Raw genomic sequence first — 13,306 nt, forward strand, 5'->3', positions numbered from 1 at the left:
GCTCAAGCTATAGAGGAATATATCAAATACTATAACGAAGAAAGGATAAAGAGCAGATTAAAAGGCTTAACTCCGAAAGAATATCGGAATCAAGCCTCTATTAATCCTATGTTTTAAAATGTCTACTTTTTAGGTCCCACTTCATTTTCGTTTACTTAAATTTACTTTTTTATTTTTAAGATAAACTCTAATCGAATCTCTTTGATCTTCTGGTTGCATCATATAGCTCGTAAGTAAACAACTTACATCTAATATGCCATAGACAAGAAAGTTTTTAATTAAAATCCACCATGTCATTAGAGTTAAGCGAACACATTCATAAAATCGTTCAACTAACCAAATTATTTTCTTACGAGTCATTTTTTAACCTACTTCTTTACTTAACGGCACCAGCCATACTATTGTAAATATACTTTTGTAAGAACAAGAATAAGATAAATACAGGTACAACTACAATTACAACACCTGCTAAGATAACAGCCCAGTTAGTTCCGAAAGGACCTTTGAACGCATACAAAGCAGTTGATACAACAGCCAAGTTTGGATCTGGCATGTAAAGTAATGGGTTGTAGAAGTCGTTATAAATACCAACACCTGAAATTATTAAAACAGTGGTAATTGGAGCTGACAGTAATGGCAAAATAATCTTCCAAAATACTTGGAAATAATTTGCTCCTTCCAAATATGCAGATTCATCTAGAGAAACAGAAATATTATCAAGATACTGCATGAAGATAAAGATCGACATAGCATCAGTACCAAGGTTCAAGATAATAACTGACCAGATCTTATTAAATAAACCCATACCGTTAATAATCTGGAATGTGGCAACCTGCTGAGTAATACCAGGGATCATCATAGCTAAAACAAAGAGCGTAATGATAGCTGTCTTCAATTTAAAATCAAATCTACTAATTGCATAGGCAAACATTGAACAAAGTAAGATTTTACCAGCCATTGAAATCACTTCAATGATAGCAGTATTCTTAAAACCTGTTAGCATCCCACCTTGAATAAATGCTGTTTTATAGTTTTCAAATGTCCAGTGTTTAGGCAAAGCTAAAACACTTGAGTGAGCAAATTCTGAACCAGTCTTAAATGAACCAAATATAACAACTATAACTGGAACGATAGCAATGATAGCGCCTATTACTAATATCAGATATTTAAAGAAAGCGGCAATGCCCTTTCTTATTTTTTCTCTTTTTTCAAGAGATCTATCCAATGATTCGTCTTTAGTACTCATCAATGTCTCTCCTCTCTTTCATCTGTAACCATCTTCTGGATCCAAGATACGACAATAACAATAAACAGTAAGATGATAGCCATTGCAGAAGCAACACCTACATGGTTGTATTCAAAGGCCGTATCAATAGTCTTAATTACGAAGGTCATAGTACCATTAGCACCGCCCGTCATAATATATGGAATTTCGAATACTGAAATCGCACCACTTACACCCAAGATGACGTTAATAAAGATAATGTTTTTAATAGCTGGCATAATGATATATCTAAATTGTTGCCATTTATTAGCACCATCAATTTCAGCAGCTTCATAAACTTCTGGGTCAATAGCTTGCATTGATCCCAAAAAGATAATGAAGTTAATTCCTGTGTAACGCCAGATTGATGTGAAGGCTAACGAGATATTATTAATTGCACGGTTACCAAGCCAAAGTTGAATTTGACCACCTAATCCAAACATATTCATTAAAGTATCTAAAGTACCATCTGGTTTAAAGAAGTACATAAAGATAAAACCAATAGCAACACCATTCATTAGGTATGGGAAGAACAATACACCCTTCCAAAAGTTTGCAAATTTAACCTTAAATGACAAAATTGTTGCGAATAATAAGGCAACTGCCAATTGAATAAAAGTTGCTACAAAGTAGTACAAACTACTCTTAAATACTGTGAAGTATTCTGGATTTGTTAAAACTAATTTATAGTTCGATAGTCCTACCCAATGCTTAACTGGACTAATTCCATCCCAATCAGTAAAACTGTATTGAATCATTTTTAACAATGGATAGTATGAAAAAGTTAAAAGCAACAATACAGGAATAATCGTAAAGAGAACAATGATGAGCTTGCGTTGCAATTTAACATTGTCATTGAGTTTCTTAAACATTTTAATTATTTCACCTCTTAAAAGAAAAGCTGAAGTATGCGTTACTTCAGTTTTCCAAGTGATAACTTTTTACTATTTCTTAACGTTCTTTTCGACGGCTGCCCCCCACTTCTTATTCAAGTTATTCATAATTTGATCAAAGCTTTGTTTGTTGTTACCTAAAGCAGAGTCAATAACATTTTGTTCAAGAGTACCATTTTGGTCACCGATTTGAGCATCATTTTGAACAGCTGCCATTAAACCTTCTTCACCCTTTGGAGCTGGAGCTTGTTGAATCAATTTAACATGTGCAGTTTTCAAAGATTGAACAGCTGCTGGGAATGGACGACCTTTTCTACTTGGAATACCGCCACCAATTTTGGCGTAATCAGAATCGTCAACTAACCAATTAATAAATGTACGAGAAGCTTTAGGATACTTACTATAACGGCTGATTGCTAATGCATAGTCAGGACCCCAACTTGCATATTGTTGGCCGTTCTTAGCAGTCATAGGGAATGCTAAGAACTTAATGTCATTAGCATTTTTCTTATTCTTAGCTTGAATTTGGCTAATTGCCCAACTACCTAAAACCATACAGCCGATCTTGCCATCAGCCATATCTTGTTTAGATTGTTCCCAATCTGAAGTAGTAGGATCTTTTTCAATTAATTTATCTTTAGAAATAGTGTAAAGAGTCTTCATCAATGTGTTTAAAGTTTTGCCTTTAGCATATGGTGTCTTATCTTTCATTTCCTTATTAATATATTCTGGATCACCAGAAGCACCAATCTTAACTCCGTCCCAGTTAGTTAATGCCCAAGTTGCAGCATAGTTAGTATATAGAGGAATTACTCCCTTTTCCTTAGATTTAATAGCTTTCAAATCACTAATAAATTCTTCTGGTGTCTTAGGATATTTCTTAACACCTGCTTTTTGGAAGACCTTCCAGTTAACAACCATACCTTGAGCATCCATTTGTGTTGGCAAACCATAAACCTTGCCATCATATGATGAATTAGCTAAACCGTAATACTTTTTGGAAAGTAATTTTTCACTACCCATATCTACAAAGTAATGAGGACGGTCTTTAGGTTGAATACTGTTTGACATCAAAAGAACATCACCATAGTTCTTTGAGTTCATACGAGTCTTAATACCACCCTCGTAATCTGTCAAAGTTTGAATATTTACTTTAATATTTGGATATTTCTTATTGAATTTAGCGATAATTTTCTTCCAAGTACCATCATGTTGCCAATCAGTATGGTTATTAATAAAAGTAACTTGACCTGATGTAGCGCTATCTTGATTACCACTCTTATTACCACAGGCACTTAAACCAACGGCTACAGCGGTAATTGCTGCAAAACTAGCAATACCTTTAAGTACCGCTTTAAATTTACCTTTACCCATATTTTAAAATCCTCGATTCTACAGAATAATTCTCTCCGAACTTTTTAAAAGCGCTTTCAGTTTGATTACGGTTTTAATATAGCACTTGTTTTTTCATTTGCAAAGTCTTTGTAAACACATAATGTTTACATGCGGTTTATTTTAATAATCTCTTGACAAAGTGCATTATATAGCAATATATTAACTCTTGTAAGCGAATACAAGTAAGCTTAATAAACAGTTATATTTACATATACATGGAGGCTGTTTTGGTAAACGTAAACAATTTTAAAAATTATCTTGGTTTAGGTAAAAAGCCAGATGATTTTAATGACCTATGGAATAAAGGAAAAAAAGAAGTAGATTCATTAGGTACTTCCTATGAATTAAAGCAAGTTAATCTTCCTTCTCACGTTGCTAACTTCTATCATCTATACTTCACAGGAATCAGCGGAGCTCGTGTTCATGCTCAGCTAGTTGTTCCTAAGAATATAGAGGGAAAACATCCCGGCGTATTGCTTTTTCACGGTTATCACTGCGATAGCGGTGATTTTCAAGATAAAGTTGGCTGGGCGGCTGAAGGATTTGTTTCCTTAGCACTTGATTGTCGCGGTCAAGGAGGATTATCAGAAGATAACGTAGCTGTTAAAGGTGACATTTTAAACGGCTTAATTATTCGAGGCGTTGAAGAATGGAATCCAGAAAAGCTTTACTACTATCGTGTATTTTTGGATACCTATCAAGCAGCACATATCTTAATGTCAATGGAGCACGTTGATGAACATAAGATTTTTGCTCAAGGTGCTTCACAAGGCGGTGGCTTATCAATAGCTTGTGCCGGACTTGTTCCAGAAATTTATAAAGTTCAAGTAGCCTATCCTTTCTTATCTGATTACAGAAAGGCATACCAATATGGTCCAAACACTGCTTTTAGTGAATTAAGCTACTGGTTCAAATATCGTGATCCGCTTCATAAAAAAGAAGAAGAATTCTTCAATTTACTTGATTACATTGATATCAAGTATTTAGCAGAAAATATTAAAGCCCAAGTCATTTGGGAGATCGGTGGTAGCGATCAACTTGTACCACCTGAAACACAAATGGCCGCATATAACAGGATCAAATCTAAGAAACAACTTTATGTTGAACCTGAATACGGCCATGAATATCTCCCTCACTTAGGTGATGAGACAAGGAGTTTTTTCATTGAATAATCTAATTTACATTAATAAAGACCAATTAGAGTTTCACCTAACTAACGGTCATATCTCTTACATCATGAAAGTAATGCCCAAAATTAAGCAACTTGAATCTGTTTATTTTGGTAAAGCCGTTCATGTCACAAAAGATTTACACAATTTAGATGAATATGAACCAGGATCTGGCTGTCAATTATTCCCTGAAACAGGTATTGCATCACTAGAACATAGACGTCAAGAATATCCTACTTATGGGACTACCGATTTTAGAAAGCCAGCTTTTGAAATTAAATACGAAGATGGTGACAAAATTAGTAATTTCCAATTCGACGGCTATCAAGTGTTACATGGCTTGCCTTATTACAAAGATATGCCACATGTCCGCTATGCAGACGATGCCGAAACGCTAGTGATTTTGCTCAAGGATCAATATAGCGATCTAGAATTAAAACTTAATTACTCAATCTTCCCTGATCTTGACATTATCGTAAGAAATGCGGAATTCTTTAATCCTGGTCAAAATCAATATCATCTTTTAGCAGCAAAAAGCGCCAGCATCGATTTGCCAACTACAAATTATGACTTGATCACTTTAAATGGGGCTTGGGCACGTGAACGTCATGTTAACCGCACTCCACTTCGTCCAGGTATTCAGGAAATCGGTTCAGTACGTGGCGCTACTGGACACATCCACGATCCATTCATTGCTCTGGCTGATAAAAATACAACTCAAAATCTTGGCAACGTCATCGGTATGACACTAATGTATTCTGGCAACCATCAAGAAACAATCGATGTTAATACATACGGCGTAACAAGAGTCATGACAGGAATTAGCGATGCAGATTTTGATTGGGTTCTTGAACCAATGTCCAACTTCGTTACCCCGCAAGCTGTACTTAGCTTCTCAGACCAAGGCTTCAACGGTTTAAGTCACAATTATCATGATTTAATTCGCGATCACATTATTGAAAAGCGTTGGCAAAAACCTGAACGCCCTGTCCTAATCAATAACTGGGAAGCTACCTACTATGACTTCAACGAAGAGAAATTACTTGAATTAGCTAAAAATGCTAAGGATATTGGTTGTGACCTCTTCGTTTTAGATGATGGTTGGTTCGGTCACCGCATGAGCGATACAGGTTCAATGGGCGATTGGGAAGTCGATCGACAAAAGTTACCTAAAGGTTTAGATCACTTAGTTGAGCAAATTCATAAGTTAGACATGAAATTCGGCTTATGGTTTGAACCTGAAGCTTTATCAATGGATACCGACCTCTACAAAGAACATGCTAGTTGGCTACTCGGTAACAACAAAAAGCATTTATCGCAAGGTCGTAATCAATACCTAGTTGACTTTGCAAATCCTGCTGCAGTTAACTTCTTGTTCAAAAAGATGAGTAAGATTATCGATAAAATTCATCCTGATTACATTAAATGGGATATGAACAGAAATATTACTGAACCATATTCAAATTACTTGCCTAAGGATGAACAAGGAGAAGTCTTCCACCGCTACATTTTAGGTGTTTACCACCTCTACCAAATGCTTACGGAGAAATATCCTGATATTCTTTTTGAATCTTGTGCTGGTGGCGGTGGACGATATGATTTAGCAATGTTCTACTACGCTCCACAAGCTTGGACTAGTGATGATACTGATGCATATGAACGCTGGCAAATTCAAACTGGTACCTCATATGTTTACCCACCTGCTGTGATGGGGGCTCACGTTTCAATCGTACCTAACCATCAAACAGGACGCGTCACTCCCCTGCATTCTCGCGTGAACATCGCAATGTTTGGTACATACGGTTATGAATTTGATTTAACTCAATTAAATTCTGAAGAAAAAGAAGAACTAAAAAAAGGAACTGAACAGTTCCATCATTTCCACGATTTAATTTTTAAAGGTGATTTTTATCGATTAGAACCAAGTGATTCAAATCACGGTGCATGGGAAGTTAACTCTAAAGATAAAAAGCACGCGGTAATCTGCTACTTCTATGGGCTAAGCGAGCCAAATCATGGCTACTATCACGTTAAACTAGCAGGCCTTGATCCAGATAAATTATATGAAATCAACGGTAAGCGCAAGCTTTATGGCGATGAACTAATGAATATCGGCTTGCCTTTGACAGAAGATTTCAGAAATCAAGAAGACAAATATTGGTCTCAACCTAAAGCAGATTTTGATACTAAAATTTTTGAATTAAAAGCAATTGATGAATAACTAAGATTGGAGAAATAAAAATGGTTAAAGTAGATTTAGATCACGTATACAAGGAATACAAAGGAAACGACAAGTACTCAGTTTCAGACTTTAATTTACACATCAATGACCAAGAATTTATTGTATTCGTTGGTCCATCAGGTTGTGGTAAGTCAACCACTTTGCGTATGATTGCCGGACTTGAAGACATTACTAAGGGTACCTTAAAGATCGGCGGCAAAGTTATGAATGATGTTGCTCCCAAGAACCGTGACATCGCAATGGTATTCCAGAACTATGCTTTGTATCCTCAAATGACTGTTTATGACAACATGGCCTTTGGTTTGAAATTGCGCCACACACCAAAGGAAGAAATCGATAAAAAAGTTAAAAGAGCTGCTGAAATTTTGGGCTTGAAGCCATACCTTAAGCGTAAGCCTGCTGCCCTTTCCGGTGGTCAAAGACAGCGTGTTGCATTAGGTCGTGCGATCGTGCGTAATGCCCCTATCTTCTTAATGGACGAACCTTTGTCAAACTTGGACGCTAAGCTTCGTGTCACAATGCGTGCCGAAATTGCTAAATTGCACCAACAATTGAAGACTACTACCATCTACGTAACTCACGACCAAACTGAAGCTATGACTTTAGCTGATAGAATTGTTGTAATCAAAGACGGTGTTCAACAACAAGTTGGTACTCCAATGGAAGTCTACAACAAGCCAGCCAACATCTTCGTTGCCGGATTCATCGGCTCTCCTGCTATGAACTTCTTCCACGTAATTTTGAAAGACGGCAAGATTGTTGACAAAGATCACAATGACTTTGAAATTCCTGTACCTGAAGGTAAGCTCAAGATTTTGAAGGACAAGGGTTATGAAGGCAAAGAATTAGTCTTTGGTATTCGTCCTGAAGATGTCCACACTGAAGAAGTATTCCTTGAAAGCTTCCCAGATCAAGTAGTTACTGCTAAAGTTGTTGTTTCTGAACTTTTAGGCTCTGAAACTCAACTTTACTGCAAGGTTGGTAACACTGACTTGGTATCTAAGGTTGACGCTCGTGACTTCACTAAACCAGGTTCTACTATCAAGATGGGCTTTGAAATGAATAAGGCTCACTTCTTTGATCCAGAAACCACTAAGACTTTGGACAATTAAACAATATAACCATAAAAAATAAGACTACAAACTCGATAAAAGTTGTAGCCTTATTTTTTGACGTCTTTTTTATTCTTTTCCGTCATCTGTAACAAATAGAGAAATGATAATTCCAATAATTGCTAAAACACATGTGAAGTACATTCCATAATGCACGCCATTAGTAAATTTAAATGCAGCAGAACCAGTAGCAATGTTTCTACCCATAGTCAAAAAGCTTGTTGCAAGTGCTGTAGCTAATGCACCTACAATCTGTTGCATAGTATTCAAAATTGCTGAACCATCGGCTGATTCAATACCCTTTAATGAGTTCAATGCAGAAGTTTGCGCAGGTGACATTGCAAGTGGTGCACCAATCATTAAGACAATGTGTGCTAAAATCACATACCAAATTGCACTATGTGTTGTCACTACACTAAGCATAATTGCACCGATAAGAGCAACCGTAAAACCAATTCTAGTTGGCCACTTAGCACCAAAATTATCATACATTCTGCCGGCTAATGCTGAAACTAACGCATTAATAAGTCCACCAGGAAGCATAATAATACCTGTCAAAGCAACAGCTACAAGTAAACCATTTTGCAAATATTGTGGTAATAAATACATCGCTGACAAAATAATGCCGAAATCGATCATTACCAAAACAGCACCTAAAGTAAAGTTACGATGTCTAAAAACTCGCATATTTAAAACTGGCACAGTAACTTTTAATTGGCGTCTTACGTAGAAAATCAATGCAAGAATTCCTACAATCAAGCAACCTAATACTTGAACTGAAAGCCAACCTAATTCACTGGCAAAACTTGCACCAGCAATTAAACCAGAGAAAGCAAGAATTGATAGAATAATAGAAACAGTATCTACCTTCGGCTTAGTAATTTGACTCACATTTTCCAAACTAAATAAGCCAATCACAAAGGCGATTACTAAAAATACTACAAAAGTAAAGAAGATGTCCCTCCATGTACCAGCAGCTAAAATTAATCCAGTAAGAGTTGGCCCAATTGCTGGAGCGAACATAATTACTAATGCAAGAATTCCATTGACTGTACCTAATTTATTTGGTGGGAAAATCAACATCGCAATTGTAAACATTAATGGAAGAATGATCCCAGTTCCAATCCCTTGAATCATTCTACCAACTAATACCATTGGAAAACTAACCCCAAATCCTGAAATCAACGATCCAATAATAAAGGCAGCAAGGCCAAATAAAACTAATTTTTTGGTCGTAAACCACTTAGTCAATAAACTAGAAAGTGGCAGGACTATCCCGATTACAAGCATATAACCTGTAACCAGCCATTGAATTGAAGACTGACCAACTTGAAGAGCCTTCATCAACTGTGGTAAGGCAATGTTAAGTGAAGTTTCACTAAACATCCCTACAAATGATCCTATCATTAATGGGAGAATGGCAAGCCAAGGACGTTTAACATCGATTCGAGCTTTCATTCCACTTTGCATATTTTCCATTAACTTAAATTCCTCCTTTTTTATTGCAACGTTGATTACTTTACCAGAAAAAATTTTTCTTCGTAAGTAAAACTTTTTTAAAACAACAAAAAAACTTTCGAAATCCACATTGAATCTCGAAAGTCTTTTTTTACAATATTTAAAAATTAGTACTTCAAATCGCTAAATTGCTTGTTTGCGTTTTGCTTAGCTAAAGCTTCGCTCTTCCAGTAAACAGCATTTGTGCGACCATTTGAGTTAGCTGAAACAATTACATCTTGACCATTTTCAGTATGACGAGCTAAGTAAGTACTACCTTGGCCTGGAGTTTGGCCCATATTAGTGAAACTGTAGAAATTAATTCCATTAATAGTTGCTTGCTTCATGTAGCCTGATAATGAATCGGATGAACTGTTATTAGTGTTTTCCTTCTTAACGTTCATGCTAAAGCCGGCTTCATCATTGATCTTATTGCCAGATACAGTCAATGTATCAATGTTGCCATTACCAGTATCAGCAGTGTACCAAGTACCTTGAAGCGCAGATGGAATTACGTTGCTATCGCTTGAATCACTCTTAGTTGCAGTGCTGCCATCGCCATCAAGCTTAGCATTCAATTCCGCATTTTTAGCTAATTGGTTAACTAAATCTGCATCATTTTTGTCATTTAAGTATTTTACAATATCAGTTAAGCCAGCCGTACCAACATTACGTTGCTTTACGAAAATTGTAGCTTGTCTATTGGCACCGTCGCCGCTAATCATATAGCGAGCATTACTGCTCTTGCCTGTACCACTAACTTCATAAACGTAACCGTTATTGTCTGAAGAAATACCAGTGTCAGCCTTGCTTCTAAATGCTACGCTTAAATGATTTTGCTTAGCAGCATCAACGGCAATCTCCCAAGTATCACCATATTTTTGTGAAGCATAAACAGCAATTGCACTTGCTGTAGTCTTATAATCCATGTCTTCTGCAGAAAGTTTAGTTGAGTCATTCTTGCTTGAACTAGATTCTGAAGAAGTATTGTTGTTATCGCTGTTTGAACTCTTCTTAGAAACTTGGCTACTCTTAGATTGTTCTGATTGGGTGTTTCCTTGTGTACTTTGTGAGCATCCCGCTAAAGTTAAAGCAGCAGAAATTGCAACAAGTACAGTTAATTTATTTTTCAAAAGGATTCTTCCTTTCTATAAAATTATCTTTTCTATCAATATATTATAAAAAAACTGATTATCCAATCTTTTACAGTCATATTATAGAAAATTTACAAATTAACTCAGACTAGCAAATTTAGCGTCTACATTGTCTTTAGCCAGTTTAACAGACTTCCAGTAACTACCAGTATAACTGCCAGTATCCACGCTATATGTTGCTATAGCTGAATTTTTACCCTTCTTTTGCAAACTATAAAGCCAACCAAAGTTTTGTGCATTCAAACCTTGAACGTGATAACAATCAATTCCATTAATATTCTCTATTCTAGCTCTAGCCCACTTCTTAGTTTGGTCAAAAGAAGTTGGAGCAAGGCCAGATCCTGAAACCTTATGAATCTCTTCGCCATCAATAGCGTGAGCCGTAATCACTAACTTTTTACCTCTGCGGTTGTACCAAGTACCCCGCAGATTTTTAGGAACAGATGCTAAGCCTTTATCACCTTTAATACCATATTTATCTGAAGCAATTGATGCACCAAGCACTGCATGTTCAGCTAATTCTTTCACATCTTTTACTTCATTTTAATCATTTAAATATGACACAATTTTGTTTAAACTTGCACTGCCAAGCTTTTTACGATTATAAAAATTGACGGTATTTCCTTCTAAGATATAGAAAGTATCAGGTTCTTCACCATTGCCACTAACTTGGTAGATATAGCCCTTATCTTTAATATATTTAAAAGCAGTAGGACTTTTAACAGCAACACTTAATTCATTTTTTCCTGCTGCCTTGCATGTTTTTTCCCATGCTTTTTTATATTTCAATGCACCATAAATTGTAATTGCACTTGCTTTTTGAGCAGCAGTCAAATCATTAACGCTTAATTTCTTTGGAGCTTGCTTTTGAACTTTGGAAGCACTGCTGCTATTTTTATTATCATTATTAGAATTATTGCTACATGCTGTTATGCCTATTGCAGCAGTCATTAAACAAATCATTGCTAATATTTTCTTACTCAATTCAAAAACTCCAAATCATATCACCAATACAAAAATATCCCTAAAAGCATATTAGGGATATTATTCATCATCATTTTTAATTATTATAAAGCTTTTTAAGCCGTTTTGCAGTGCTTAATTAGTTTAAATTTGGTAAAGATTGCTAAAAAACACATTAATAAAGAGTACGATAGACATAATTAGAAAGGAGCAAATTATGCTACTGGAACTTAAAAACGTGAGCTTAACAATCAATGATAAATCCATCATCAATAACCTAAGCTTAAAAATAAAACAAAACGATTATTTAACTATCACTGGTCCATCAGGCAGCGGCAAAAGTACAACTTTAAAATTAATTGCCGACTTAATTAGCCCTACTTCAGGAAGCATTTATTTCAACGATAAGGATATCAATGAATATCGCCCCACTGAATACCGCAAGCAAGTTTCTTATTGCTTCCAGCAACCAGTTTTATTTGGCAAAACAGTTAAAGATAATCTTGAATTTCCTTTTATTATTAGAAATCAGCAATTTGATCAAGAAAAGGCAATTAATGCACTAAAAAATGTACTACTTGATAACAGTTACTTAACTAAAAATATTACCGAGCTTTCAGGTGGTGAAAAGCAGCGAGTAGCCTTAATTCGTAACGTATTATTTAAACCGCAAGTATTATTATTAGACGAAATTACTACAGGTCTTGATGAAAAAAGTAAGGATATTGTTCATGACTTTATAAACGATATCTATTCTCAAGGAACTACTATCATTCAAGTAACTCACGATAGCGAAGAATTAAATTCTGCTCGTCATACCATTATTATTTCTAAGGGAGAATTTGAAGATGAAAAGTTTAGCCGTCAGTAACTGGTCGCTTTTATTAGCATTCAGCTTAGTTCTAGTCTCAATTGGAATTTCATATAAAGAAAAATTAGGATTAACTAAAGACGTAATTTACAGCGTTATTCGAGCGATTATTCAATTAGTAATTGTTGGATATGCATTAAAGTATATTTTCCATGTTGATAATGCCATTTTTACCATCGCAATTACCGTCTTGATCATATTCAATGCATCGTGGAATGCTAATAAACGTGATCCTAATCCGGATCGCAAATTTATTCAATCATTTATTGCATTACTTGTTGGAACGTATGTAACACTTGGAGTTTTATTAATTTCAAACACAATTAAACTTAAGCCAATGCAGATTATCCCCATTACAGGAATGATCGCTGGTAATGAAATGGTTGCCATTGGACTTTGCTACAAGAGTATTTACGATAGCTTTCAAGATCAACGACAACAAGTTTTAGAAAAATTAGCTTTAGGTGCTACACCTAAAATGGCAAGCATGACTATCTTAAGAAGAGGTATCAAAACTGCGATGCAGCCTACAATTGACTCAGCTAAAACTGTGGGATTAGTCAACTTACCTGGTATGATGTCCGGCTTGATCTTTGCCGGTGTCGATCCCGTTTATGCAATCAAATATCAAATTATGGTTACCTTCATGCTACTATCTGCAACAGGACTTGGTGCAGTAATCGCTGGATACTTAGCTTACAAGAATTACTTTAACGAACGCGAACAATTAAAAAGCTACTAAAAAA

The 13,306-nt window shown here is 35.7% G+C and carries 11 protein-coding genes and 1 pseudogene; 6 read left to right on the forward strand and 6 right to left on the reverse strand.

The annotated features are described in order from the left end of the window. On the forward strand, positions 1–117 hold a 117-nt coding region (locus RDN22_RS06400; RefSeq protein ID WP_308554877.1), incomplete at its 5' end, for an IS3 family transposase. Positions 118–376: 259 nt separating this feature from the next. Here RDN22_RS06400 and RDN22_RS06405 read toward each other — a convergent pair. The 3 genes from RDN22_RS06405 to RDN22_RS06415 form a co-directional block, all read right to left on the reverse strand. Further along, positions 377–1,246: a carbohydrate ABC transporter permease gene (locus RDN22_RS06405; protein WP_374043089.1), complete on the reverse strand. Its 870-nt coding sequence runs from the start codon at positions 1,244–1,246 to the stop codon at positions 377–379. Beyond that, entirely contained in the window at positions 1,246–2,136 is an 891-nt protein-coding gene (locus tag RDN22_RS06410) for a sugar ABC transporter permease (RefSeq protein ID WP_308556829.1), read from the reverse strand. Before RDN22_RS06410 ends, RDN22_RS06405 begins: the two co-directional genes overlap by 1 nt. A gap of 72 nt (positions 2,137–2,208) precedes the next feature. Beyond that, positions 2,209–3,531: an ABC transporter substrate-binding protein gene (locus RDN22_RS06415; protein ID WP_308556830.1), complete on the reverse strand. Its 1,323-nt coding sequence runs from the start codon at positions 3,529–3,531 to the stop codon at positions 2,209–2,211. A 248-nt stretch (positions 3,532–3,779) separates the two neighbouring features. Here RDN22_RS06415 and RDN22_RS06420 point away from each other — a divergent pair, with 248 nt between their 5' ends. From RDN22_RS06420 to RDN22_RS06430, 3 genes are read left to right on the forward strand one after another with little or no spacing between them, the layout of a single operon-like run. Further along, on the forward strand, positions 3,780–4,724 hold the full coding sequence (locus RDN22_RS06420) for an acetylxylan esterase (RefSeq protein ID WP_308556831.1): 945 nt from the start codon (positions 3,780–3,782) through the stop codon (positions 4,722–4,724). Next, the gene (locus RDN22_RS06425) at positions 4,717–6,942 is read left to right on the forward strand and encodes an alpha-galactosidase (protein ID WP_308556832.1); all 2,226 of its coding nucleotides are present in this window, start codon (positions 4,717–4,719) and stop codon (positions 6,940–6,942) included. Before RDN22_RS06420 ends, RDN22_RS06425 begins: the two co-directional genes overlap by 8 nt. A 20-nt stretch (positions 6,943–6,962) precedes the next feature. Then, positions 6,963–8,075 (forward strand): sn-glycerol-3-phosphate ABC transporter ATP-binding protein UgpC, encoded by a 1,113-nt coding sequence (locus RDN22_RS06430; RefSeq protein WP_308556833.1) that lies wholly within the window; start codon positions 6,963–6,965, stop codon positions 8,073–8,075. Between the two features lie 69 nt (positions 8,076–8,144). Here the strand turns inward: RDN22_RS06430 and RDN22_RS06435 are convergent, their stop codons facing one another. From RDN22_RS06435 to RDN22_RS06445, 3 genes and pseudogenes are all read right to left on the reverse strand, one after another. Next, a complete protein-coding gene (locus RDN22_RS06435; RefSeq protein ID WP_308556834.1) occupies positions 8,145–9,554 on the reverse strand; it encodes a DHA2 family efflux MFS transporter permease subunit in 1,410 nt (469 codons plus the stop codon). A 146-nt stretch (positions 9,555–9,700) separates the two neighbouring features. Beyond that, a complete protein-coding gene (locus RDN22_RS06440; RefSeq protein ID WP_308556835.1) occupies positions 9,701–10,705 on the reverse strand; it encodes a hypothetical protein in 1,005 nt (334 codons plus the stop codon). A 99-nt stretch (positions 10,706–10,804) separates the two neighbouring features. Further along, positions 10,805–11,710, reverse strand: a pseudogene (locus RDN22_RS06445) (ABC transporter). A 196-nt stretch (positions 11,711–11,906) separates the two neighbouring features. On the opposite strand from RDN22_RS06445, the gene RDN22_RS06450 reads away from it, so the two are divergent. Then, positions 11,907–12,560: an ATP-binding cassette domain-containing protein gene (locus RDN22_RS06450; protein WP_308556836.1), complete on the forward strand. Its 654-nt coding sequence runs from the start codon at positions 11,907–11,909 to the stop codon at positions 12,558–12,560. Then, complete coding sequence (gene fetB, locus RDN22_RS06455) at positions 12,538–13,302, forward strand: iron export ABC transporter permease subunit FetB (RefSeq protein WP_308556837.1); 765 nt, start codon at positions 12,538–12,540, stop codon at positions 13,300–13,302. Before RDN22_RS06450 ends, fetB begins: the two co-directional genes overlap by 23 nt. Positions 13,303–13,306 lie beyond the last annotated feature (4 nt).

Origin of the sequence: uncultured Lactobacillus sp. (assembly GCF_902491705.1) — a bacterium.
In the GTDB taxonomy this organism is placed as follows: Bacteria; Bacillota; Bacilli; order Lactobacillales; family Lactobacillaceae; genus Lactobacillus.

Coding starts and splice junctions, on each gene's coding strand:
- RDN22_RS06410 (WP_308556829.1), bottom strand. CDS start 2,136: ATGTTTAAGAAACTCAATGACAATGTTAAATTGCAACGCAAGCTCATC.
- RDN22_RS06435 (WP_308556834.1), bottom strand. CDS start 9,554: ATGGAAAATATGCAAAGTGGAATGAAAGCTCGAATCGATGTTAAACGT.
- fetB (WP_308556837.1), top strand. CDS start 12,538: ATGAAAAGTTTAGCCGTCAGTAACTGGTCGCTTTTATTAGCATTCAGC.
- RDN22_RS06430 (WP_308556833.1), top strand. CDS start 6,963: ATGGTTAAAGTAGATTTAGATCACGTATACAAGGAATACAAAGGAAAC.
- RDN22_RS06450 (WP_308556836.1), top strand. CDS start 11,907: ATGCTACTGGAACTTAAAAACGTGAGCTTAACAATCAATGATAAATCC.
- RDN22_RS06405 (WP_374043089.1), bottom strand. CDS start 1,246: ATGAGTACTAAAGACGAATCATTGGATAGATCTCTTGAAAAAAGAGAA.
- RDN22_RS06415 (WP_308556830.1), bottom strand. CDS start 3,531: ATGGGTAAAGGTAAATTTAAAGCGGTACTTAAAGGTATTGCTAGTTTT.